Here is a 22,913-nt window from a genome sequence, read left to right on the forward strand (position 1 = left end):
AGTAATAGAGAAATCATGTCAGCAATACGTATAAATGTAGTCCTTTTTGGAGTTGGAAACATAGGCAGTGAACTGTTAAGTCAGGTCATTGAAAGCCAACGATTTTTTCTTGAAAAAAGAAATATCGATTTGCGTTTTCCAATAATTACAAATTCTACATTGGCTTTCTTTGAAGAAGAAGGCGTTAAAAATAAATGGGAAGCCGATTTTACCAAATTGGCATTTCCGTATAAATTTCAGGACATATTGGATTATGTGAAGGAAAAGAAATTAGACAACCTGATTGCGGTTGATGCTACTGCAAGCTCTGAAATTATTAAAAATTATATTCCGCTTATCCAAAACGGTTTTAATATTGTGGCTGCCAATAAAAAAGCCAATACCTTACATATTGAATTTTATAAGGAATTGCGTCGGGTATTAAAAAAGCACGACAAGAGTTTCTTGTATGAAGCTACGGTGAGCGCAGGTTTACCGATAATTAAAACCATTCGCGATTTGCATTTTTCGGGTGAAAAAATCACCAAAATCAGAGGGGTTTTTTCAGGCTCATTGAGTTATATTTTCAATCGGTTTTCTAATGAGGATGAATATTTTTCGGCAATATTAAAGGATGCCGAGAAATTAGGTTTAACTGAACCGGATTCCCGCGAAGATTTAGCCGGAAATGATGTGGCTCGAAAATTACTCATTTTAGCCCGCGAAATCGAAAATGAATTTGATTTTTCGGATGTAAAAATAGTGTCGTTGCTGTTGCCTAATCTGAATGAGAATACCTCAAAAGCAGAGTACAATCGCAATAAAAACTTATTGGACAAACCTTTTAGACTGGCTAAACTGGCTCAGGCTGAAAATAATGTACTGCGTTATGTAGCCGAATTAGATATTGCCAAAAAGAAATTGGAAGTAAAACCGGTTTCGGTATCCAGGGATTCCGTTATTGGGCAGTTGAGAGGTGCTGATAATCTGGTTGAAATTTATACTAAAAATAATGTTACTCCTATAGTGATTCAGGGAGCAGGTGCCGGAAGACAGGTGACAGCCCGAAGAGTACTTAGCGATATTTTAGAACTTTCGGAAAAAATTAAAATTGAAGAAACTGTTTTGGAATTGATTTAGACTTCTAATTTTTAGAATTAGTGTTAAAAAAAAAAATCCCATTCGCCGCGACGAATGGGATTTGTATTTTTAGATAGCGGTGATTTTCTTCAAATCGGCTACGGTTGCAATTGGATCGGCGGCACCAAAAACATAACTTCCGGCAACCAGAACGTCAGCGCCGGCTTCGGCTAATTGGGCAGCATTTTTATTGGTAACACCACCGTCAATTTCGATAATGGTTGAGGCTCCTTTTTTGTTGATTAAAGCTTTTAACTTTCTGATTTTATCGTAAGTGTTTTCAATGAAAGATTGTCCTCCAAAACCAGGATTCACACTCATGATACAAACCAAGTCAATGTCATTGATAACGTCTTCCAGTAAATCAACATTAGTATGTGGATTCAAAGCAACTCCTGCTTTCATTCCTTCAGCTTTAATAGCTTGTAAGGTTCTATGTAAGTGAGTTGTTGCTTCAAGATGAACTGTAAGTACATCAGCACCTAATTTTTTGAAAGTAGCAATATATCTGTCCGGATCAACAATCATCAGGTGTACGTCGATGGTTTTAGTAGCATGTCTTTTGATTGCTTCCAAAACTGGCATTCCAAAAGAAATATTAGGAACAAAAACACCGTCCATGATGTCGATGTGAAACCAGTCAGCCTCACTAGCATTAATCATTTTGATGTCGCGTTCCAGATTAGCAAAATCAGCAGCTAATACTGATGGAGCAATAAGTGTGTTTTTCATTATGGTTGTGTTGTGTGTTGAATTTTTTGCAAAGGTACAAAATCAAATGTTTTTAATGCAATCAACTTATAAGCTTTGTTTTAGAGATGATTGTATAAAAAAAACTCCAGTTTTAAGCTGGAGTTTTAAGAGATTAATGCAAAGATTAACCTAAATAAGTTTTTAAGATTTTACTTCTGGAAGTATGTTTTAATCTGCGGATGGCTTTTTCTTTAATCTGACGAACACGCTCACGAGTTAGGTCGAAAGTTTCTCCAATTTCTTCTAGAGTCATTGGGTGTTGATCTCCAAGACCAAAATACAAACGAACTACATCAGCCTCTCTTGGAGTTAATGTTTCTAAGGAACGCTCGATTTCAGTACGCAATGATTCGTGGATTAATTCTCTGTCCGGATTTGGAGATTCACCTGAACGCAATACATCATAAAGGTTAGAATCTTCTCCTTCAACAAGAGGAGCATCCATTGATAAGTGACGACCAGAGTTTTTCATAGACTCTTTTACATCATTTACAGTCATGTCTAATTCTTTTGCAATTTCCTCAGCAGATGGTGGACGCTCATTAGATTGTTCTAATAAAGCATACATTTTGTTGATTTTATTGATAGAACCAATTTTGTTTAAAGGCAAACGTACAATACGGGATTGTTCAGCTAAAGCTTGTAGAATCGATTGACGAATCCACCAAACAGCATACGAAATGAATTTAAATCCACGCGTTTCATCAAAACGTTGAGCAGCTTTAATCAAACCTAAGTTTCCTTCGTTGATCAAATCAGGAAGGGTTAATCCTTGATTTTGGTATTGTTTAGCTACCGAAACAACGAAACGTAAATTGGCTTTTGTTAATTTCTCAAGAGCTCTTTGATCTCCAGCTTTGATGCGTTGTGCTAATTCTACTTCTTCGTCAGCAGTAATAAGGTCAACTTTTCCAATTTCTTGTAAATATTTGTCTAATGAAGCAGTTTCACGATTGGTAACCTGCTTGGTGATTTTAAGTTGTCTCATGATTTTGTTGTCCCAATTTTTATAGTGTACAAGTGGTTATACGTTAGGAGTTGTAGAAAAGTTACAAGAATTTGTAAAAAAATTATATAATTTTAATATTGGCAAAGTCAAAATAAGGTTTGTTGTTGATAATTAGTGGTTTGTAGTTATTTTTTTATTGTATTTTTTTTCTAAAAACTGTATTTTATATCTCAAAGTTGAGTAAATTTATTACTTAATCTTAAAATTATCATATCATGAAAAAACTGATTTTATTTTGTTTACTTCTGACTTTTTCAAGTCAATTTTATGCGCAAGACGCTAGTGGTAGTGCTGTTTTGAAAGAAAAAAAGGAAAAACTTGCAGCTGATAAGAAAAAAGCGGATCAGATGGCTAAAGAAAAGAAAGCTACTGCTGCGGATAAAAAAAAGAAATTAGCTGATGAGGCTAAGACTAAAAAAGAAGCTGCCGATATGAAAAAAGAGGAATTGGCGAGTAAAGCTAAAAAAGAGCTAAAAGCTAAGAAAGAAGCAGGAACAAATATGTCAGCCAATAAAGCGCAAATAGCTAAAGATAATGCTTTGGCAAAAGAGTCTAAAGTGAAAGAAAAAGCCACAGCAACAAAAGAAAAAGCTACGGCAGCTAAATATAAAGTTACGGGTACGTATAACGGGCATAAGGTTTATACAGGGCCTAAAGGAGGTAAATATTACATCAATAAAAACGGTAATAAAACCTATATTGATAAAGAGTAATAGGAAAACAAAAATCCCGTCTCGTTCTAAAAACGAGACAGGATTTTATATAATAAACCTTTAGTAAACTAAGATCTGATTACTCTTGTTTGGCCTCGCGTGGAGGGCGAGCGATAAGTGCTTTTTTAGACACTTTCTCTTTTTTAGTTTTTGGGTCAACTCCTAAGTATTTCACATGGAATACATCTCCCATTTTTACTACATCGGCAACGTTTTCAGTACGTTCCCAAGCCAGTTCAGATACGTGTAATAAAACTTCGTTTCCTGGAGCAGCAGTATATTCAACTACAGCACCAAAATCCAGCATTTTAACTACTTTTACCTCATAAGCTTCACCCATTTGTGGTTTGAATGTAATAGAGTCAATTTTAGCTAATACCGCTTTGATTCCGTCAGGATTAGTACCTAAAATTTCAACTACTCCCTGCTCGTCTACTTCATTAATTACAATTGTAGTTCCGGTAGCTTTTTGTAGATCTTGGATAACTTTTCCTCCAGGTCCAATTAATGCTCCAATGAAGTTTCCAGGAATAGTTCTGGTAATGATTTTTGGAGAATGTGCTTTAACGTCTTCTCTAGGAGTAGCGATAGTTTCAACTAATTTTCCTAAAATATGTAAACGTCCGTCACGAGCCTGGCTTAACGCCTGCTCCATGATGTCATAACGCAATCCGTCAATTTTGATGTCCATTTGACAAGCAGTGATTCCTTCAGCAGTTCCGGTTACTTTAAAGTCCATATCTCCTAAGTGATCTTCGTCTCCTAAGATATCTGAAAGTACAGCGAATTTTTCACCGTCAGTGATTAATCCCATAGCAATACCAGAAACTGGTTTTACCATTTGAACTCCTGCATCCATCAATGCCATAGTTCCGGCACAAACTGTTGCCATAGAAGATGAACCATTAGATTCTAAAACCTCAGAAACTACACGAATTGTATAAGGGCAATCAGCGGGAATCATGTTTTTTAATGCTCTTTGAGCCAAGTTTCCGTGACCTACTTCTCTTCTTGAAGTTCCTCTTAACGGACGAGCTTCACCAGTTGAGAAAGGAGGGAAGTTGTAGTGCAAGTAGAATTTTTCTTCTCCTTGTTCAGATGGAGAGTCGATTTGGTTAGCTTCTCTTGAAGTTCCAAGGGTTACTGTAGCCAAAGCTTGAGTTTCTCCACGTGTAAATAATGAAGAACCGTGTACAGAAGGTAAGTAATCAGTTTCACACCAGATTGGTCTGATTTCGGTTGTTTTTCTTCCGTCTAAACGAATTCCTTGTTCAAGGATTACATTACGAACGGCTTCTTTATTGGTTTTGTAGAAATATTTTCCAACTAATCCTGCTAAGTCAGCGTTTTCAGCATATTCTTCTTCTGTAAACAAAGCTTTTGCTTCTTCTTTTACAGCAGCAAATTTTTCACCTCTTTCGCTTTTTCCTGATGCTTCTGCAGCAATTGCATAACATTTGTCATAAGCAGCCGCTTTTACTTTTGCATAAACAGCTTCGTCTTCAACTTCTCCTTCGTAAGTTCTGTATTCAGGATTTCCAACAGCCGCTCTTAAACGTTGTTGAGCCTGAATTTGAACTTTAATAGCTTCGTGAGCAAATTTGATAGCTTCAATCATTTCGGCTTCTGAAATTTCTTTCATCTCACCTTCTACCATTGCAACCGAATCCATAGAAGCTCCAATCATCATGTCGATGTCTGATTGTTCTAATTCTTCTCTGCTTGGGTTGATAACTAATTTACCGTCGATACGTGCAACACGAACTTCAGAAATTAAGTTGTAAAATGGAATGTCAGAAACAGCTAAAGCTGCTGATGCTGCTAAACCGGCTAATGCGTCCGGCATAACGTTGTCGTCATGAGACATTAGCTGAATCATAACCTGAGTTTCAGCGTGGTAATCGTCTGGGAAAAGTGGACGCAATACACGGTCTACTAATCTCATTGTCAATACCTCGCTGTCGCTTGGACGAGCTTCTCTCTTAAAGAAACCTCCAGGGAAACGACCTGCAGCGGCAAATTTTTCACGGTAATCTACCGTTAATGGTAAAAAGTCAACACCTGGGTTAGAGGTTCTTGCAGATACTGCTGTTGCTAAAAGCATACAGTTTCCTAAACGAACAACCACTGAACCGTCAGCTTGTTTGGCTAATTTACCTGTTTCGATTGAGATGCTTCTTCCATCTCCTAAATCGATAATTTCTTGTTTTACTTGTGGAATCATAAATTTTTCCTTGTTTTAGTTTATACTATGGGTGATAGTTGTGTTGTAGTTGTTGTGCGCGTAGTTAATGCGTAATACCCAATGAAAAACCAAACTTTTTTTTATTTTTTTTTCAATGCCGTCCGGCAGGAGAAAATTGAATTTGTTAAAAACAAAAAGAGGTACTTGCGCACCTCTTTTTTATATTGACTATTTTCTGATACCCAATACTTTGATAATTTCACGATATCTGTTGATTTCGGTCTTTTTCAAGTAGTCAAGTAAAGCTCTTCTTTTACCTACTAATTTCACAAGTGAACGCTCAGTATTGTAATCGTGACGATTTTTTTTCAAGTGTTCAGTCAAGTGGTTGATTCTGAAAGAGAACAAAGCGATTTGTCCTTCTGCTGATCCTGTGTTTTCTGCTTTTCCTCCGTGTTTAGCGAAGATTTCTGCTTTTACTTCTTTAGATAAGTACATGCTAATATTATTTAATGATTATTATGTATGTCAAACAATTATTGTAAGACGGCAGCAAAAGTAATACATTATTTTGAATTGACAATGCAATTCAAATATTTTGATTTGTTACCAACGTGGATTTGTGAATTGTTTTAATTTGGACTTTGGATAGAAATAGGAAGCGAATAAGAGTATTTTACTTTTTGTCCTCTTTCTTCTCCTGGAGTAAAACCTTTATAGTCAGTTATTATTCTTATAGCTTCTTCACCTGTACCATATCCAAGATCTTTGAGGATTTTTGGTTCGATTATTTTACCTTCTTTATCAACCACAAATGAAATATATATTTTTCCTTTGATACCTTTTGGAGTATTTGGTATTCTGTATTTTTTAGCAATAAAGTTATAAAAATCCATAATGCCATTTTTGGGTTCAGGAGTAATTGCTACTTCGGTGTAATTGTATGAATTGTTTTTGTCGTCGTAGCTAACACCGGAGATTAATTTTGAGTCTTTGTATATTTCTTTATATTTATATTTTAGTTTGTTGAATGAACCTTCCCAAGTACCATCTTTTAAACCATTTTTTATTTCTCCTTTTGAAGATTCATTTTCTCCATGGTCTTCAAAAAAACCATTACCATTACTGATTTTTTGTATGCCATTCATATCCCAAAATTGATCTATTTTATGTTGAGATGTGCGTTTTTTTTCATCTTCAATATATTCTCCTTCGAGTTTTTTGTTTCCGTTTTCGTACCATTCGAAATTTTTACCATTTAAACGTCCGTTAATGTAATTGGTTATTGATTTTTTATTCCCATTTTCATAGTAATTACTATGTTTTCCTTCTTTAGTGTTTCCTTCTTTTGTTTTTGAAGTTCCTTCCATTAGCAGTGTGCCTGATTTATAATACTCAAGAACCGTATAAGATTCTTTGTTTAATTTGTAATCTTTGATTATTCGGTAGAACTTGTAATCTTTTGATTTTGTTTCTAGATGGAGAGAATCCAAATAAATTATTTTATCATTTTCAGAAACTTGAGAAATAACTAATTCGGGAATGAAAAGCAATAGTATAGATAAAAGAATTGATTTCATAATAGATGGTTTTTATGTTATGATATGTTGAGTATTACCAACGAGGATTTGTATTTCTTGTCATTTGGGATTCGAAAGTTGGTTCCTGATTAGGATAGTTTGAACTTCCGGAGGTTTTTATTGAAATTGGTAATGAATATTGTGTTTCGCAAGGCATACCTCTCATTTTTCCGGGAATCCAATTTTCGGCTTTTTGTAGTACGCGGATGGCTTCCTGTCCTGTTCCATGGCCTAAATCTCTTAGGATTTTAAATTTGGTTAGTTTTCCTTCCTTGTCAATAATAAAGGTAACATATATTTTTCCTTGTAATCCTTGTATATTGGGTGTTCTGTAATTTTTAGCTATAAACCTGTAGAATTCTTGCATTCCATTTTTTGCATCAGCTTTTCCTGTAAGTTCTTTATAAGGAAATTTATTGTTGTTTTCGTCAGAGCTAATTCCTGAAATAAATTTACCGTTATTATAAATTTCGGAATAACTGTAATTTTCTTTGAAATTTTTCCCCTCCCAAACCCCTTGTTTTTCTCCATTTGTTATTTGTCCTTTTTCGTAGAGTTCGGTTGTGGTGTATTCATAGATACCATTTCCATCATTTACGGTTTGTTGTCCGTTTTTGTCCCAAAAGTTTTTTATTTCTTCATTATAAGCTCTTGCTTTAGAATCCCATTGGACTATTTTTTCAACTGTTTTTTGGTTATTTTCATACCATTCCATCTGTAGTCCGCTTAATTTATTGTTAAGGTAGTTGGATTCTTTTTTTTTGTTGCCATTTTCATAATATTCTATTTGTGGGCCTTCGAAGTAAGGCTTGTCCAGTTTAGTAGAAATAGCTTTCATTTTTATTGCTCCAGACTTATAATATTCAGAAAAAATAAATAAGTTGGGTTGTTCTTTGTAGTTTTCTACAACCCTGATGTATTTATAATCCTCTTTGTTGGTAAGATTACCTAAGGAATCAAGATTGTAACGTGTAGGTTTAATAATTTGCGAATACAAGGCCATAGTGGCAAATAACAATGAAGTGGTTAGTAGGTAGGTTTTCATTTTTAATATAAATTTTTTTCAAATATAATGAAATGTACTACAGTATTGTATTACATTTGTGGAATTTATTTTAACAGTGATCATTGCTGTAATTTGCATAAATTTGAAAAAATCAAACTTTGAAAAAATACCTTATTCTATATCGCCCTTTTTTGGTTTTTCTGACCAAATTTTTTCTGACTTATTTGGTTTTGAGTTTGATTTATCAGGGTTATTTGTCTTGGTTTGATGAGAATTCTGTTGATTCCCTAACTAAGATAGTGGCTAGAAATACCGAAGCTCTTTTTAGTTTTTTTAATGTCAATTTTTTAGCTAAGGAAGTTCCGGGTGTTCCTTTTATAATGTTGCTTTATAATGGTCAGTATATGGCTCGAATGATTGAAGGCTGTAATGCTGTTAGTGTTATGGTTTTGTTTGTTTCGTTTGTGGTGTCTTTTTCGGGTAAATTAAAATCTACTTTGCTGTTTATAATGGGGGGGAGTGCTTTTATTTATGTTTTAAATATAATGCGAATTGGTTTGTTGTGTATGGGGCTTTACTGGTTTCCGGAGCAGGAATCCTTATTGCACGATGTGGTTTTTCCGTTGTTTATTTATGGGGTAGTGTTTGTTTTATGGGTAATTTGGGTCAATAAATTTTCATTGTATGCTAAATAAAATAGTTACTCATCCTGTTCAATTGCTATTGGCTTCAGTATTGGTTTTTTGTCTTGTGCTGGTTCGTTTTTATGAAGAGGTTTTGTTTTATGATCCTTTCCTGGCTTATTTTAAAAGTGATTTTAACAATTTGCCATTACCGGTTTTTAATACTTTCTTACTTATTTTGAATTTATTGTTTCGTTATGGCTTGAATATGCTACTTTCATTAGGCTTGCTTTATGTGATTTTTAAAGATGTTACGATGATTCGGTTTTCTTTTTTTCTTTATTTGATAGCTTTTGTATTGCTGTTGTTTTTGTTCTTTTCAGTAATTTATTTTTATGGTGCCGAAAATAATTTTTTACTGTTTAATGTTCGACGATTTTTAATCCAGCCTATATTTGTTTTACTCTTTATTCCCGCATTTTATTTTCAAAAACAACATTCTTAGTATTTTTTTTCAGAGCGAAAGCATCAGTTTCCGGAATAAAAAAAATCAGCTACGAACCTGTTTGCCGACAGGCAGGTTGCATGAAATAACACAAGTTGAGATGCCATTAATTACACGAATCCGGCAAAGGCAGATAAAATCAGTGTAATTCGTGGCAAAAATAAAATTTATGCGTTTGCCTTTATTTTTTTGTAACTTTAAGAAAACATTGTAGTTGTATATAAGTTTAATCAATTGGAGTATGAAAATTGTAAAACATTCAGGTGCAGTTGTAAATTTTAATCCGGAAAAACTGGTCGAATCCTTATTGAAATCAGGTGCCGACTCGTTTACCGCTGAAGCTATTGTTAAAGAAATTACTTCTGAAATATACGAGGGAATTTCGACCAAGAATATTTACAAGAAAGCATTTGCCTTGTTAAAGAAGCATACTAATTCCCACGCAGCCCGATACAACTTGAGAGCTGCCATAGAAATGTTGGGCCCCGAAGGATTTTATTTTGAAAAATACATTGCACGTCTTTTTGAGGCCGAAAAATATACTACCAAGACCAATGTTGTTTTACAGGGTAATTGTGTCATGCACGAAGTGGATATCCTGATTAAAAAGAACGATATGGTTGCTATGGTTGAATGCAAATTCCACGGCGGAAAGGAAGCGGCTTCGGATGTCAAAGTACCCATGTATGTTTTTTCCAGGTTCAATGACTTAAGACACAAGACTTATAATCTTTTTTCAAGTAAAGAAAAAATAACCGATTGCTGGATTGTTACCAATACCCGTTTTACAGCCGATGCTATTGCTTTTGCAGAATGTTCGGGTATTAATTTACTGAGTTGGGATTATCCCGAAAAAAGAAGTTTAAAATCCCGTAATAATATTGATTGTTTGTATCCTGTAACCTGTTTGACTACTCTGTCAAGGGCTGAAAAAGAAAAAATTTTATTGTTAGATGTAATTCTGGTTAAAGAATTAGTAGATAATAGATCGATTTTAAAAGAAATCGGTATTAGTTCTAACAGGATTAAAAATGTTTTAAAAGAAGTATCTGAATTGTGTAAGTGTTTTTAATTTAAATGAAACAATATGAAAATCAAATTTATAGGGGCAGCAGGAACAGTAACAGGATCTAAAACTTTGGTTGAAAGCAATAATGGTGTCCGTGTTTTAATCGATTGTGGATTGTTTCAGGGGATAAAATCTTTACGGGAACTCAATTGGGAACCTTTACCGGTGTTGGCTTCGAGTATTGATTTTGTATTATTAACACATGGGCATTTAGATCATTGTGGCTGGTTGCCTATTCTGGTAAATCAGGGTTTTAGTGGCAAAATATTTTGCACCAGTCCTACAATGGAAATAGCTAAATTGATATTGATAGACAGTGCTAAAATTCAGGAAGAAGATGCTAAAAAAGCCAACGAAGAGAATTATTCCAAGCACGAAATAGCCGAGCCTTTATATACCGTTGAACAGGCAAAAAAAGTGTTTCCACTTTTTAATGTTGTACAACCGGAAAAAATATTCGAATTTGATTCGGAAATTAAAGCAGTATTTACTCCGGCCGGACATATTATTGGAGCCTGTAGTATCAGTTTGTTTTTGGAAGGAAAAACCTTGGTGTTTTCGGGAGATTTAGGCAGGGATAATGATGTGTTGTTGTATCCTCCGATTAAACCTAAAAAAGCCGATTTAGTGTTTTTAGAAAGTACTTATGGAGACCGTTTGCATCCTGAAACCGATCCTAAATTAGAATTGGAAGATTATATCAATACCACATTCAGAAAAGGAGGAACGGTGATTATTCCGAGTTTTGCAGTAGAAAGGGCTCAGGGAATTATGTACTTATTATGGGAATTAAAAAAAGAAGGACGAATTCCTGATATTCCTTATATTGTTGATTCTCCAATGGGAGTGGGCGCCTTTGAAGTTTTTTTTAATAATCCCAAATGGCATAAATTAAGTATTCCTGATTGTCATACAATGAGCAAGATGTTTGTAATCAATTCTGATTACGAAGAAACCTTGGCAGCAATAAATAACAAAGGTGCTAAGGTGGTAATTGCTGCAAGTGGGATGATTACGGGCGGTCGTGTTTTGAGTTATTTAGAAAATTATATCGGAAATCCTGATACAACCATCATTATAGTGGGTTATCAGGCAGAGGGAACCAGAGGGCGAAAATTAATTGAAGGGGCAAAGTCTATTAAAATATTTGGTAATTATTATAATGTACGTGCCAAAATAGTAGCTATCAACGGGCTTTCGGCTCATGGTGATCAGGCTGATTTGTTGAATTGGCTCTCTGAATTAGAAAATAAACCAAAGAAAGTTTTTTTAGTTCACGGAGAGCTAGCCGCTGCCGATGAATTACGTCTTAAAGTTAAAGAAATCTATCGTGTTAATTGTTCAGTTCCTTTGATGGGGCAGGAATTTGAATTTTAGCAAATACACAAAAAATAGTAGTATTCTTCAAGAAACTTTTTTATCGTTAATAAAACTTTAAAAAGGAACGAATAAATTGTGGTTCAACTAATTTATTCTTACTTTCACACCCAAAAATATTTTGAATAAAACCTTGAAGAATGGATAGTTTTGACTGGAAAAATTTAATAGACCCTCTTTTTTATATTCATTTTGATGTAAATGGAATAAAACTGGGAATCTATATTGTATTGTTTATTGTTTTTGCTGAAACAGGTTTGTTTGCCGGCTTTTTTTTACCGGGCGATAGTTTGCTTTTTCTTGCTGGGATTTATAATCGTGAATTAATAGAAAATATACTTTTTATCGAAAGTGATTTTGTTAATGTCACTTTGTTATCATCAATGATTGCTTTAGCAGGTATTTTAGGAAATACCGTAGGTTATTGGTTTGGGGCTAAAAGTGGTTATTATTTGTATAATAAAGAAGATAGTTTCTGGTTTAAGAAAAAGTATCTTATTCAGTCAAAAGACTTTTTTGAAAGACACGGTGGAAGAGCTATTATCTTTGCCAGATTTTTGCCTATTTTTAGGACTTTTGCACCTATTGTAGCAGGAATTGTGACAATGGATAAAAAGAAATTTATGTTTTTTAATGTTGTGAGTTCTTTATTATGGTCTTTTACATTGATTTTTGCAGGTCATTATTTGTATGGTTTTCTACTTGAAAATTACCAAATTGATTTAAAAGAGCATATTGAGATTATTGTCATCGGATTGGTTATGGTGACTTTATTGCCTGTAATTATTAAATTAGCAAAGAAACTACCGGAATCTAAAGAGTAATAAAATAGCATTTTATTTGTATAAAAAAATCCGTCCCGATAACTGGACGGATTTTTTGTTTTCTATTTTGTCCCCTCCTGAAATAACGATACGCAGAAAAGATCGTTATGAAAGCTAATGCCATTATGTAAAGCGTAGTCAATGTGATTACGGTATCTTTGAAGCTTCAGATATGGAATTTGTTATCTATATTAGAATTTGAAAAAAAAATCCGTCTCGAAATGAATCAAGACGGATTTTTTATTTCCAATTTGGAATTTATCCCGAGACTTCGGGATTGTAATTTTAAAATATTACATCATTCCCGGCATTCCACCGCCCATGTGGCCAGCAGCTGCGTTTTCTTCTTTGATGTCAATCAAAGCACATTCAGTAGTTAAAATCATTCCTGAAACTGATGCTGCATTTTCTAATGCTACACGAGTTACTTTTTTAGGATCGATAATTCCTGCTTTTAGCATGTCAACATATTCGTTAGTTTTAGCATTGTATCCAAAATCAGCATTTCCTTCAGCTACTTTTGCAACTACAACCGAACCTTCAAGACCTGCGTTTTCTACAATAGTTCTCAATGGAGCTTCAACAGCGCGAGAAACGATTTGGATTCCTGTTGCTTCGTCAGCGTTTTCAGCTTTAAGTTCTGCTAAAACAGCTTTAGCTCTCAATAAGGCTACACCACCACCGGCAACAATTCCTTCTTCTACCGCAGCGCGAGTTGCGTGTAAGGCATCGTCAACACGGTCTTTTTTCTCTTTCATTTCAACCTCAGATGCAGCACCAACATAAAGTACAGCAACCCCACCGGCTAATTTAGCCAAACGCTCCTGTAATTTTTCTTTGTCGTAGTCAGAAGTAGTAACTTCCATTTGACCTTTAATTTGGTTCACACGGTTTTTAATCATTTCTGCTTCACCGGCACCGCTTACAATTGTAGTGTTGTCTTTATCGATAGCTACTCTTTTTGCAGTTCCTAACATTTCGATAGTGGTGTTTTCAAGAGTGTAACCTCTTTCTTCAGAAATTACAGTACCTCCGGTTAAGATAGCAATGTCTTCAAGCATTGCTTTTCTTCTGTCGCCAAAACCTGGTGCTTTTACAGCAGCAATTTTTAATGCTCCGCGTAATTTGTTTACTACTAAAGTAGAAAGTGCTTCACCATCTACATCTTCCGCAATAATCAAAAGGGGCTTTCCTGATTGAGCAACTGGCTCAAGAACCGGTAATAATTCTTTTAAAGAAGAAACTTTTTTGTCGTATAATAAAATGTAAGGATTGTCTAATTCCACTTCCATTTTTTCTGAATTAGTAACAAAATATGGAGAAAGATATCCTCTGTCAAATTGCATTCCTTCAACTACGTCAACAAAAGTATCAGTACCTTTAGCTTCTTCAACAGTAATAACACCTTCTTTACCCACTTTTGCAAAAGCAGTAGCGATTAATTCACCAATTACTTCGTCGTTATTTGCCGAAATAGAAGCAATTTGTTTGATTTTGTCAGAATCACTTCCTACTACCTGAGATTGTTTGGCAAGGTCAGTAACAATAGCTTCAACCGCTTTGTCAATACCGCGTTTTAAATCCATTGGGTTAGCTCCGGCAGCAACGTTTTTCAAACCTTCTTTTACGATAGCCTGAGCTAAAACTGTTGCAGTTGTAGTACCGTCTCCGGCTAAATCATTGGTTTTAGAAGCTACTTCTTTTACCATTTGAGCTCCCATATTTTCTAATGGGTCTTTTAATTCGATTTCTTTTGCAACAGAAACACCGTCTTTAGTAACTGTTGGTCCACCAAAAGTTTTTCCAATGATTACATTACGACCTTTAGGTCCTAAAGTTACTTTTACTGCATTTGCTAATGCGTCAACACCACGTTTTAGTCCGTCACGTGCTTCGATATCAAATTTTATGTCTTTTGCCATTTTGTTTTTTACTTTTATTGTTGTTTTAAAAATCTTAATACTTTGTACTTAATTCTTAATACGGATTAAATTATTGCAAGAATATCATCTTCTCTCATAATCAAATAGTCAGTACCTTCTAATTTTAGTTCGGTACCGGCGTATTTTCCGTAAAGTACAGTGTCTCCAATTTTTACGGTCATTTCATGATCTTTTGTGCCATTTCCTACGGCTACAACAGTTCCTTTTTGTGGTTTTTCTTTGGCAGTATCTGGAATAAAAATCCCTGACGCTGTCTTAGTTTCAGCTGCAACTGGTTCGATCAGTACTCTGTCTGAAAGTGGTTTAATGTTTAATGTCATGATTTTTTATTTTAAATGAATTAATTAAATTTTGCATTTGGTATTCAGAAATTATGCCAGCCTACTTAGACTGACATTTTTTCTTATGAAAAATGCCAGCTTTTGACAGGCTGGCATTTTTTTATATCTATTGGGAATAGTAATTATTTTGCAGGAACAGCAGGAGCAACCGGAGTGGCAGGAGCCGTTGGTTGAGTAGCAGGTGCTGCTGCTTCAGTATTGTCAATGATTTTAGATTCGCTGTCGCTCATAGATCCGTTGAAGCTTAGGCTTGATAGTATAATCAAAGCGATTAAAACGATACCTAATGTCCAGGTGCTTTTGTCTAAAAAGTCGGTTGTTTTTTGTACACCACCTAACATTTGTGAACCACCTATTGAAGATGATAATCCACCACCTTTAGGGTTTTGAACCATAATTACTACAATTAGTAGAAAACAAACTATAGTTATTAAAACTAAAAAAATTGAAAATGTGCTCATTACTTAATTATTATTGTTTTGTTGTAAAATCTTAATATCCGATATGCGGTCTGCAAAGAAACTACTTTTTTCTGGATATTTCAAAATTAATATTTCATAAGCTTGAATTGCTTTTTGATATTTTTTTTGTTCCAAATATACCTTGGCTAAAGTCTCTGTCATCAACGAACTGGTGTCTTCTTTGTTGATTTCTATGTTAAGGTTAGCCGTAGTTCCTGCTTTTATGGGTGAAATCTTCGGGTTGTTTTCAATGAATTTATTGATAATGGATTCTTTTTTCTTTTTTAAATCCTCATCCGAAGCTGTGTTTTTTGAACTATTGTTAGTTTCCGCTTCTCTAATTATAGGTTGTATTCTTGAAAGTTGAAGCCATTCCTGGAAAGAATGGGTTTCGGTTTTAGAAAATTCTAAAGGTTTACCAATTTCTAGTTTTTCTTCAGGAGTTGGAGTTGGTTCTTTAATTTCAGCTAATTCTTCTGTGGTATTGATTGAAGTTGTATTTTTGAATGCAATACTGTTTTCGTTGATGGCTGCTTTTTTTGTTGGAATTACTTCGATACTGTCAATTACATGGATTGAAAGTAATTCGTTTGTTTTCTTTTCGAATAATTCTTTTTGAATCGCATTGAAGCTTTCTGAACTGATAAAGTCAAATAAAACAGCTCTGTCAGTAGTATGTGCTGCCGTAACTTTTAATGCCGAATTGTACTTAAAACTATTTTCATTGTAGAGTCCTTTCAAGCGCAAGGCTCGGGCACTTTGAAAATACGGAAACTCATCCAGTACTTTCTCTAAAGCAAGGGTTTGCTTTTCGGTAATTGTATGGGGTTTGTTAATTAAATAAGTATAATCGGTTACGTTCATTTTTTTTATGTTCAGATTTTAGTTTGCAGTTTTCAGTATTAGTTTGTAAACTGAACACTAAATATTACCAACTGTTTGTTACCATTTAGCTAATGATTCATTAAAAATATCCTGAGTGATTCTTTCAAAAATTTCTTTTAATGCGGTGTTTAAAACAGAGCCTTGTAACTGTGTGGTTGCAGGGAAATCATAAAAGAACTCAAATGTTTTTTCAAAATCATCTGTTTCTTTGTTTTTATTTGTAAATCGTACATTGACTCTTATTTTTAATCGGTTTTGAGCTGCTTGTTGGTCGGCAGTAGCCGTCATAGGGCTAATTCTGTAATCGGTAATTTCACCTTCATAAACTAAGTCACCACCAGTACTGACCAGGTTTAAATTAGTTTGATTAATTAGGATATCTTGTAGGGCCAGAGTGAAAGTTCGGTCAATTCCGGGTTCAACTAAATCGGCATTGTTTTGAAAGAAATTAACCTGAAAGGTTTTAGCATCAATTTTTCCTGTTCCTGTAAAGTTGTAAATTCCACAACCATTCAACATGAAAAGGCTAATTAATGCAAAAAGAGAATGTATTTTTTTCATAATATTTTTTGAAAAATTCCAATCCCGAAATTTCGGGATAAAATTCCAAATTCCAATTGTGTCCAAATATAATAATTGGAATTTGTAGTTTAATTATTTTATAAATCGAATTGCTTGATTTTTCGATACAGCGTTCGTTCTGAAATTCCTAGTTCATCTGCTGCTGCTTTTCTTTTTCCTTTGTTTTTTTCCAATGATTTTTTAATCATTTCGATTTCTTTTTGCTCTAAGCGCAATATTTCCTCTTCTTCGATGGTTTCGGCAAAAAGATAATTGTCTTCGGTTTCTCTGTAATTTTCGTTATGCGTTGGTGTCATTACAGCGGTTACCGGTTGTTCTTCAAACTCGATTTCGCTGTCTTCTTCCTTAGAACCGTATATTTTCTGAATCAAATTTGGATTAATATCCTGTGCTTTTGCAGCACCGCTTTTCATTAGTTCGAGAGTCAGTTTTTTTAAATCATTCAAATCACTTTTCATGTCAAAAAGCACTTTGTATAGAATATCTCTTTCGGTACTGAAATCACTTTCACTTTTGTTGCTTTTAATTACCGAAGGAAGGTTGCTGCCTTCTGTTGGCGGTAAATAAGATTGCAAAGTTGTTGCCGTGATGTCGCGATTGGTTTCCAAAACCGAAATTTGCTCAGCAACGTTTCTAAGCTGACGAATATTTCCGCTCCAACGGTATTTTTGCAATAATTGCACCGCATTTTCATCTAGTTTTAACGGAGGCATTTTGTATTTATGAGCAAAATCGGCGGCAAATTTTCGAAACAATAAATGAATGTCTTCTTCACGGTCTCGCAAAGGTGGCAAGGCAATATCTACGGTACTTAATCGATAGTATAAATCTTCACGAAATTTTCCTTTTTCGATAGCATTAAACAAATTCACATTGGTCGCTGCTACAATTCTCACGTCGGTTTTTTGAACCTGAGAAGAACCTACTTTCAGGAATTCGCCGTTTTCAAGAATTCTCAACAAACGAACTTGGGTAGTAAGTGGTAATTCACCTACTTCATCAAGGAAAATGGTTCCGCCATTGGCAACTTCAAAATAACCTTCACGTGTGCTGGTTGCACCTGTAAAAGCACCTTTTTCGTGACCAAAAAGTTCACTGTCAATAGTTCCTTCGGGAATGGCACCACAGTTTACGGCTATGTATTTTCCGTGTTTTCGGTGTGATAGCGAATGGATGATTCTTGGAATATTTTCTTTACCAACACCACTTTCTCCGGTAACTAACACTGAAATGTCAGTAGGAGCTACCTGAATGGCTTTTTCTATCGCGCGATTGAGCTTTGGGTCATTCCCAATAATCTCAAATCGCTGTTTTATGTTTTGAACTGATTCCATTTTGTCATTGCGAGGCACGAAGCAATCTCTTTTTTTATTAAACGTAGATTCGCAGATTTATTTTTTTCTTTTTGTCAAAGTATCTTTTGCAACAGCAGTATTTTCTAATTTGTGTTTTGGGAAATAAGTTCTAATAATATAGAAAGTTGCTCCAAATCCAATGATGAAAGTTATTATAACTATTAGTATTTGTTTTCGTGTCATTTTATTTTTTTTATTTGTCATTGCGAGGAACGAAGCAATCACATCTTGTATATCGATTCCAATTGCTTCGAACTTGTTTTATGGTGATTGCTTCGTTCCTCGCAATGACTAAAAACCTAATTCATTTCAGAATATCCAACCGCTTCTCCTTTCAAAGTTCCGCTAGTGCAAGAAGTGATTTTTACATTTACAAAATCACCTATTTTGTAATTTTCTTTAGGGAAAACCACTGTAATACTTTGAGAGTTTCTTCCCGAGAATTCTTCTTTAGATTTTTTTGAAACTTTTTCAACTAATACTTCAACTGTTTTTCCAATGAATTCTTCTGAACGGAACCAAGCGTGTTTTTGTTGTAAATCGACAATTTCCTGTAATCTTCGGGCCTTGGTTTCTTCGGTAACATCATCTTCCATTTTTCTTCCTGCCAAAGTTCCCGGACGTTCGGAGTACGAATACATATAACCAAAATTATATTTTACATATTCCATCAAACTCAATGTGTCTTGATGATCTTCTTCGGTCTCTGTTGGGAATCCGGCAATCATATCTTGTGAAATGGCTGCTTCGGGAATAATACTTCTGATTTTATCAATCAAAGTCATGTATTCTTCGCGAGAATGCAAACGATTCATTTCTTTTAAAATTCGATTACTACCTGATTGCACAGGCAGGTGAATGTGTTTACAGATATTTGGGTATTTTGCAATAATATGTAAAACGCTTTCGTGCATATCCTGAGGATTTGAGGTCGAAAAACGAATACGCATTTTAGGAAAAGTAACCGCAACCATTTCTAATAGTTGGTCGAAATTTACAGCAGTTGCTTTTTGCATTTCGGTTGCGTTTTCAAAATCTTTTTTCAATCCGCCACCGTACCATAAATAACTATCCACGTTTTGACCTAATAATGTGATTTCTTTAAAGCCTTTATTCCATAAATCCTGAATTTCTGCCATGATACTTTGTGGTTCACGGCTGCGTTCACGACCGCGGGTAAAAGGAACCACGCAAAAAGTACACATGTTGTCGCAACCACGAGTGATTGAAACTAGGGCTGTAATTCCGTTGCTCATCAATCGCACAGGCGAAATATCGCCGTAAGTTTCTTCTTTTGATAAAATCACATTGATGGCGTCACGACCTTCTTCAACTTCGCTTAAAAGATTTGGTAAATCTTTATAAGCATCAGGCCCAACAACTAAGTCGACTATTTTTTCTTCTTCTAAAAACTGACTTTTTAAACGCTCGGCCATACAACCTAAAACACCCACTTTCATTTTTGAGTTGATGCGTTTTACGGCATTGTATTTTTCAAGGCGTTTGCGAATGGTTTGCTCGGCTTTGTCACGAATCGAACAGGTGTTTACTAAAACCAAATCGGCTTCTTCTAAAATTTGAGTGGTGTTGTATCCGTTACCGGATAATATAGAAGCAACTATTTCGCTGTCCGAAAAATTCATCGCACAGCCATAGCTTTCAATATATAATTTTTTAGTGTTCTCTGGTTTGTTTTCCAGTACAAGACTTTCGCCTTGTTTGCTCTCTTCAATAATCTTTTCCATTCGAGTTGTTTCAAAGTACAAAGATAAGAGAAACCAAACGGATATGACAAGATGTCAGATGAAGAATTAACAAAATTTAAAGGATTTTAGAGTGAAGATTAATCCCGATAGTTGTCGGGATTGATTTGTGATGTTGAATTTGGAGAGTAATTTTAAAGAAGTAATTGCAGTTGTGTCTTTTTATGCTTTTTCTCTTTCTTCGAAAATATTACACCTAATATATGTAAGCTTATAAAGTGTTATTTCTTCCAAAAAATAAATCTAAAGTTCGATATTTAAAAAAATCTTCTACTTTTGTCTCAGAAAAATATAGCAATGGCAAAGAATTTAGTAATAGTTGAGTCACCTGCAAAGGCAAAAACAATCGAGAAATTTTTAGGAAGTGATTTCCAAGTAGAGTCAAGTTACGGGCATATTGCCGACTTGCCTTCAAAGGAAATCGGGGTAGATGTAGAAAATGGATTTAAGCCTAAATATGAAGTTTCTCCCGATAAAAAAGCCCTGGTTACTAAATTGAAATCTTTGTCTAAAAATGCCGAAACGGTTTGGTTGGCAAGTGATGAGGACCGCGAGGGAGAGGCTATTTCATGGCACTTGGCGGAAGAACTAAAATTAGATAAAAAGAAAACCAAAAGAATTGTTTTTCACGAAATTACAAAGAATGCTATTCTTAAAGCTATCGATAATCCGCGTGAGATTGATTATAATTTAGTCAATGCACAGCAGGCCCGTCGTGTATTAGACCGATTGGTGGGATACGAATTGTCACCTGTTCTTTGGAGAAAAATTAAAGGCGGACTTTCTGCTGGTCGTGTACAATCAGTTTCGGTTCGTTTGATTGTAGAACGCGAGCGCGAAATTCAGGATTTTAAAGCTGTTGCAACTTATTCGGTTGTGGCTGAATTTACTAACGAAGCTGGGAAAACCTTCAAGGCGAAATTGCCTAAGAATTTCAATACTAAAAAAGAAGCCGAAGATTTTTTAAATAAAAATATCGGTTCTACTTATAAAGTTTCGGATTTAGAAACCAAACCAACTAAAAAATCACCAACAGCTCCATTTACTACTTCTACTTTGCAACAGGAAGCAGCGCGTAAATTGTATTTGCCTGTTGGAATTACCATGCAGTTAGCGCAACGTCTGTATGAGGCGGGATTGATTACTTATATGAGAACCGATAGTGTGAACTTGTCTAAAGAAGCAATGGATGCCGCCGAAGCTGAGATTATCAAATCTTATGGAAAGGAGTTTTCTAAACCAAGAACATTTGCAAATAAAAGCAAGGGTGCGCAAGAAGCTCACGAGGCAATTAGACCTACGGATATGTCACGTCATACCGTAAATATCGATAGGGATCAAGCGCGTTTGTATGATTTGATTTGGAAACGAACTTTAGCTTCGCAAATGAGTGATGCGCAGTTAGAGCGTACCAATGTTAAAATCGCAGCTAATAATCACAGTGAGTTGTTCGCAGCTTCGGGAGAAGTATTGCTTTTTGAAGGTTTTCTAAAAGTATATTTGGAAGGAAATGATGATGACGAGGAAGAGCAAGAAGGCATGTTGCCTGCAATGAAGGTGAACGAAAAATTACAGAATAATTATATCACAGCTACTGAGCGTTATTCACGTCCGGCAGCAAGATATACCGAGGCTTCTTTGGTTAAAAAATTAGAAGAATTAGGAATTGGTCGTCCGTCAACTTATGCGCCAACTATTTCTACCATTATCAATAGAAATTATGTTGAAAAAGGAAATCTGGAAGGTCAGGAACGCAATTATACTCAACTTATTTTGCAATCAGGAAAAGTAGGAGAGAAGTTGTTGAAAGAGAACACCGGTTCGGATAAAGGGAAATTGGTTCCTACTGATATCGGAACTATTGTTACCGATTTCTTAGTTAAGAATTTCGGGAATATTCTTGATTATAATTTTACGGCTAAAGTTGAACAGGATTTTGACGAAATTGCCGAAGGAAATATCGAATGGGCTAAGATGATGCAGGAGTTTTATGATCAGTTTCATCCAACGGTTAAAGATGTTGAAGCCAATGCTGACAGGGAAAGTGGAGAACGAATTTTAGGAATAGATCCTGCAACAGGCAAGCCGGTTTCGGTTCGTTTAGGGAAATTTGGTCCAATGGCTCAAATTGGTGATGCTGAAGATGAAGATAAAAAGTTTGCAAGCTTAATGAAAGAGCAAAATATTGGAAACATCACTCTGGAGGAAGCTTTGAATTTGTTTTTGTTGCCAAAAAATCTTGGGATTTATAAGGATGAAGAAGTCGAGGTAAGTAATGGTCGTTTTGGTCCTTATGTACGTCATGGAAGTGTTTTTATTTCGTTGCCAAAAGGAGAAGATCCGTTGGCGGTAACTAAGGAAAGAGCGCAGGAATTAATTGATGAGAAAATTAAAGCCGATGCGCCAATTGCAACTTACAAAGGGGAAGGTGTTCAAAAAGGAACAGGACGCTTCGGTCCGTTTATTAAATGGGGCGGAATTTTTATCAATGTGAGTAAAAAATATGATTTTGATAATTTGTCACAATCAGATATTGAAGCTTTGATTGAAGATAAATTACAAAAAAACATTGACAAAGTAATTCATAATTGGGAAGAAGAAGGAATTTTGGTTGAAAAGGCAAGATGGGGACGTTCGGTGATTTTGAAAGGAAAAATCAAAATTGAATTGAGTAAAGATGTGGATGCAAGCAAAATGACTTTGGCTGAAGTTCAGGAATTGATAGCTCAAAAAACGCCTGCTAAAAAAGCTCCGGCTAAGAAAGCGACGACGGCTAAAAAACCGGCAGCAAAAAAGACTACAACTAAAAAGAAATAATCA

General features: G+C 35.0%; 21 protein-coding genes. 8 read left to right on the forward strand and 13 right to left on the reverse strand.

The features are described from left to right. Positions 1 to 15: 15 nt before the first annotated feature. Positions 16 to 1,119 carry an aspartate kinase gene (locus tag FDM27_RS01240; RefSeq protein WP_140484887.1) on the forward strand — a complete coding sequence of 368 codons (1,104 nt, stop codon included), beginning with the start codon at positions 16 to 18 and terminating at the stop codon, positions 1,117 to 1,119. Between the two features lie 69 nt (positions 1,120 to 1,188). Here the strand turns inward: FDM27_RS01240 and rpe are convergent, their stop codons facing one another. Both rpe and FDM27_RS01250 read right to left on the reverse strand, forming a co-directional pair. After that, a complete protein-coding gene (rpe, locus tag FDM27_RS01245) occupies positions 1,189 to 1,851 on the reverse strand; it encodes a ribulose-phosphate 3-epimerase (RefSeq protein ID WP_140484888.1) in 663 nt (220 codons plus the stop codon). Between the two features lie 145 nt (positions 1,852 to 1,996). Further along, the gene (locus FDM27_RS01250) at positions 1,997 to 2,860 is read right to left on the reverse strand and encodes an RNA polymerase sigma factor RpoD/SigA (RefSeq protein ID WP_007804760.1); all 864 of its coding nucleotides are present in this window, start codon (positions 2,858 to 2,860) and stop codon (positions 1,997 to 1,999) included. Between the two features lie 236 nt (positions 2,861 to 3,096). Here FDM27_RS01250 and FDM27_RS01255 point away from each other — a divergent pair, with 236 nt between their 5' ends. Beyond that, positions 3,097 to 3,594, forward strand: coding sequence for a hypothetical protein (locus tag FDM27_RS01255; protein ID WP_140484889.1), 498 nt, complete (start codon positions 3,097 to 3,099; stop codon positions 3,592 to 3,594). A gap of 79 nt (positions 3,595 to 3,673) precedes the next feature. Here FDM27_RS01255 and FDM27_RS01260 read toward each other — a convergent pair whose 3' ends face one another. The 4 genes from FDM27_RS01260 to FDM27_RS01275 form a co-directional block, all read right to left on the reverse strand. Further along, complete coding sequence (locus FDM27_RS01260; protein WP_140484890.1) at positions 3,674 to 5,818, reverse strand: polyribonucleotide nucleotidyltransferase; 2,145 nt, start codon at positions 5,816 to 5,818, stop codon at positions 3,674 to 3,676. A 189-nt stretch (positions 5,819 to 6,007) separates the two neighbouring features. Further along, positions 6,008 to 6,277 (reverse strand): 30S ribosomal protein S15, encoded by a 270-nt coding sequence (gene rpsO / locus FDM27_RS01265; RefSeq protein ID WP_071184966.1) that lies wholly within the window; start codon positions 6,275 to 6,277, stop codon positions 6,008 to 6,010. 134 nt (positions 6,278 to 6,411) lie between these two features. Continuing rightward, positions 6,412 to 7,359: an energy transducer TonB gene (locus FDM27_RS01270; protein WP_140484891.1), complete on the reverse strand. Its 948-nt coding sequence runs from the start codon at positions 7,357 to 7,359 to the stop codon at positions 6,412 to 6,414. Positions 7,360 to 7,393: 34 nt separating this feature from the next. Beyond that, complete coding sequence (locus FDM27_RS01275) at positions 7,394 to 8,404, reverse strand: energy transducer TonB (RefSeq protein ID WP_140484892.1); 1,011 nt, start codon at positions 8,402 to 8,404, stop codon at positions 7,394 to 7,396. A 119-nt stretch (positions 8,405 to 8,523) separates the two neighbouring features. Between FDM27_RS01275 and xrtF the strand changes: the two genes are divergently transcribed. The 5 genes from xrtF (at position 8,524) to FDM27_RS01300 (ending at position 12,763) form a co-directional block, all read left to right on the forward strand. Then, the gene (xrtF, locus tag FDM27_RS01280) at positions 8,524 to 9,060 is read left to right on the forward strand and encodes an exosortase family protein XrtF (protein WP_140484893.1); all 537 of its coding nucleotides are present in this window, start codon (positions 8,524 to 8,526) and stop codon (positions 9,058 to 9,060) included. Beyond that, positions 9,050 to 9,493 (forward strand): exosortase F system-associated membrane protein, encoded by a 444-nt coding sequence (locus FDM27_RS01285; protein ID WP_140484894.1) that lies wholly within the window; start codon positions 9,050 to 9,052, stop codon positions 9,491 to 9,493. The genes xrtF and FDM27_RS01285 overlap by 11 nt, the downstream gene beginning before the upstream one ends. Before the next feature lie 241 nt (positions 9,494 to 9,734). Further along, entirely contained in the window at positions 9,735 to 10,565 is an 831-nt protein-coding gene (locus FDM27_RS01290) for a restriction endonuclease (RefSeq protein ID WP_140484895.1), read from the forward strand. A gap of 15 nt (positions 10,566 to 10,580) precedes the next feature. Continuing rightward, positions 10,581 to 11,939 (forward strand): MBL fold metallo-hydrolase, encoded by a 1,359-nt coding sequence (locus FDM27_RS01295; protein WP_140484896.1) that lies wholly within the window; start codon positions 10,581 to 10,583, stop codon positions 11,937 to 11,939. 140 nt (positions 11,940 to 12,079) lie between these two features. Continuing rightward, positions 12,080 to 12,763: a DedA family protein gene (locus FDM27_RS01300; RefSeq protein WP_071184973.1), complete on the forward strand. Its 684-nt coding sequence runs from the start codon at positions 12,080 to 12,082 to the stop codon at positions 12,761 to 12,763. Between the two features lie 293 nt (positions 12,764 to 13,056). On the opposite strand, the gene groL is transcribed toward FDM27_RS01300, so the two are convergent. The 7 genes from groL to miaB all read right to left on the reverse strand — a co-directional run bounded on the left by groL (position 13,057) and on the right by miaB (position 20,075). Further along, positions 13,057 to 14,685, reverse strand: a complete 1,629-nt coding sequence (groL, locus tag FDM27_RS01305; protein ID WP_071184974.1) for a chaperonin GroEL — start codon at positions 14,683 to 14,685, stop codon at positions 13,057 to 13,059. Positions 14,686 to 14,750: 65 nt separating this feature from the next. Next, positions 14,751 to 15,026, reverse strand: coding sequence for a co-chaperone GroES (gene groES / locus FDM27_RS01310; protein WP_071184975.1), 276 nt, complete (start codon positions 15,024 to 15,026; stop codon positions 14,751 to 14,753). 143 nt (positions 15,027 to 15,169) lie between these two features. Beyond that, positions 15,170 to 15,508 (reverse strand): preprotein translocase subunit SecG, encoded by a 339-nt coding sequence (gene secG / locus FDM27_RS01315; protein WP_140484897.1) that lies wholly within the window; start codon positions 15,506 to 15,508, stop codon positions 15,170 to 15,172. Between the two features lie 3 nt (positions 15,509 to 15,511). After that, the gene (locus FDM27_RS01320) at positions 15,512 to 16,372 is read right to left on the reverse strand and encodes a tetratricopeptide repeat protein (RefSeq protein ID WP_140484898.1); all 861 of its coding nucleotides are present in this window, start codon (positions 16,370 to 16,372) and stop codon (positions 15,512 to 15,514) included. A 78-nt stretch (positions 16,373 to 16,450) separates the two neighbouring features. Further along, positions 16,451 to 16,954, reverse strand: coding sequence for an LptE family protein (locus FDM27_RS01325; RefSeq protein ID WP_083382171.1), 504 nt, complete (start codon positions 16,952 to 16,954; stop codon positions 16,451 to 16,453). A gap of 98 nt (positions 16,955 to 17,052) precedes the next feature. After that, complete coding sequence (locus FDM27_RS01330) at positions 17,053 to 18,309, reverse strand: sigma-54 interaction domain-containing protein (RefSeq protein ID WP_140484899.1); 1,257 nt, start codon at positions 18,307 to 18,309, stop codon at positions 17,053 to 17,055. A gap of 320 nt (positions 18,310 to 18,629) precedes the next feature. Then, positions 18,630 to 20,075 carry a tRNA (N6-isopentenyl adenosine(37)-C2)-methylthiotransferase MiaB gene (gene miaB / locus FDM27_RS01335; protein ID WP_071184980.1) on the reverse strand — a complete coding sequence of 482 codons (1,446 nt, stop codon included), beginning with the start codon at positions 20,073 to 20,075 and terminating at the stop codon, positions 18,630 to 18,632. A 315-nt stretch (positions 20,076 to 20,390) separates the two neighbouring features. Between miaB and topA the strand changes: the two genes are divergently transcribed. Continuing rightward, positions 20,391 to 22,910 carry a type I DNA topoisomerase gene (gene topA, locus FDM27_RS01340; RefSeq protein ID WP_140484900.1) on the forward strand — a complete coding sequence of 840 codons (2,520 nt, stop codon included), beginning with the start codon at positions 20,391 to 20,393 and terminating at the stop codon, positions 22,908 to 22,910. Positions 22,911 to 22,913 lie beyond the last annotated feature (3 nt).

Origin of the sequence: Flavobacterium sp. GSA192 (assembly GCF_006386525.1) — a bacterium.
Classification (GTDB): Bacteria; Bacteroidota; Bacteroidia; order Flavobacteriales; family Flavobacteriaceae; genus Flavobacterium; species Flavobacterium commune.

Bases quoted from the DNA above. Each gene is read 5' to 3' on its own strand.
- FDM27_RS01240 (WP_140484887.1), top strand. From the start codon at position 16: ATGTCAGCAATACGTATAAATGTAGTCCTTTTTGGAGTTGGAAACATA.
- rpe (WP_140484888.1), bottom strand. From the start codon at position 1,851: ATGAAAAACACACTTATTGCTCCATCAGTATTAGCTGCTGATTTTGCT.
- FDM27_RS01250 (WP_007804760.1), bottom strand. From the start codon at position 2,860: ATGAGACAACTTAAAATCACCAAGCAGGTTACCAATCGTGAAACTGCT.
- FDM27_RS01255 (WP_140484889.1), top strand. From the start codon at position 3,097: ATGAAAAAACTGATTTTATTTTGTTTACTTCTGACTTTTTCAAGTCAA.
- FDM27_RS01260 (WP_140484890.1), bottom strand. From the start codon at position 5,818: ATGATTCCACAAGTAAAACAAGAAATTATCGATTTAGGAGATGGAAGA.
- rpsO (WP_071184966.1), bottom strand. From the start codon at position 6,277: ATGTACTTATCTAAAGAAGTAAAAGCAGAAATCTTCGCTAAACACGGA.
- FDM27_RS01270 (WP_140484891.1), bottom strand. From the start codon at position 7,359: ATGAAATCAATTCTTTTATCTATACTATTGCTTTTCATTCCCGAATTA.
- FDM27_RS01275 (WP_140484892.1), bottom strand. From the start codon at position 8,404: ATGAAAACCTACCTACTAACCACTTCATTGTTATTTGCCACTATGGCC.
- FDM27_RS01285 (WP_140484894.1), top strand. From the start codon at position 9,050: ATGCTAAATAAAATAGTTACTCATCCTGTTCAATTGCTATTGGCTTCA.
- FDM27_RS01290 (WP_140484895.1), top strand. From the start codon at position 9,735: ATGAAAATTGTAAAACATTCAGGTGCAGTTGTAAATTTTAATCCGGAA.
- FDM27_RS01295 (WP_140484896.1), top strand. From the start codon at position 10,581: ATGAAAATCAAATTTATAGGGGCAGCAGGAACAGTAACAGGATCTAAA.
- FDM27_RS01300 (WP_071184973.1), top strand. From the start codon at position 12,080: ATGGATAGTTTTGACTGGAAAAATTTAATAGACCCTCTTTTTTATATT.
- groL (WP_071184974.1), bottom strand. From the start codon at position 14,685: ATGGCAAAAGACATAAAATTTGATATCGAAGCACGTGACGGACTAAAA.
- groES (WP_071184975.1), bottom strand. From the start codon at position 15,026: ATGACATTAAACATTAAACCACTTTCAGACAGAGTACTGATCGAACCA.
- secG (WP_140484897.1), bottom strand. From the start codon at position 15,508: ATGAGCACATTTTCAATTTTTTTAGTTTTAATAACTATAGTTTGTTTT.
- FDM27_RS01320 (WP_140484898.1), bottom strand. From the start codon at position 16,372: ATGAACGTAACCGATTATACTTATTTAATTAACAAACCCCATACAATT.
- FDM27_RS01325 (WP_083382171.1), bottom strand. From the start codon at position 16,954: ATGAAAAAAATACATTCTCTTTTTGCATTAATTAGCCTTTTCATGTTG.
- FDM27_RS01330 (WP_140484899.1), bottom strand. From the start codon at position 18,309: ATGGAATCAGTTCAAAACATAAAACAGCGATTTGAGATTATTGGGAAT.
- miaB (WP_071184980.1), bottom strand. From the start codon at position 20,075: ATGGAAAAGATTATTGAAGAGAGCAAACAAGGCGAAAGTCTTGTACTG.
- topA (WP_140484900.1), top strand. From the start codon at position 20,391: ATGGCAAAGAATTTAGTAATAGTTGAGTCACCTGCAAAGGCAAAAACA.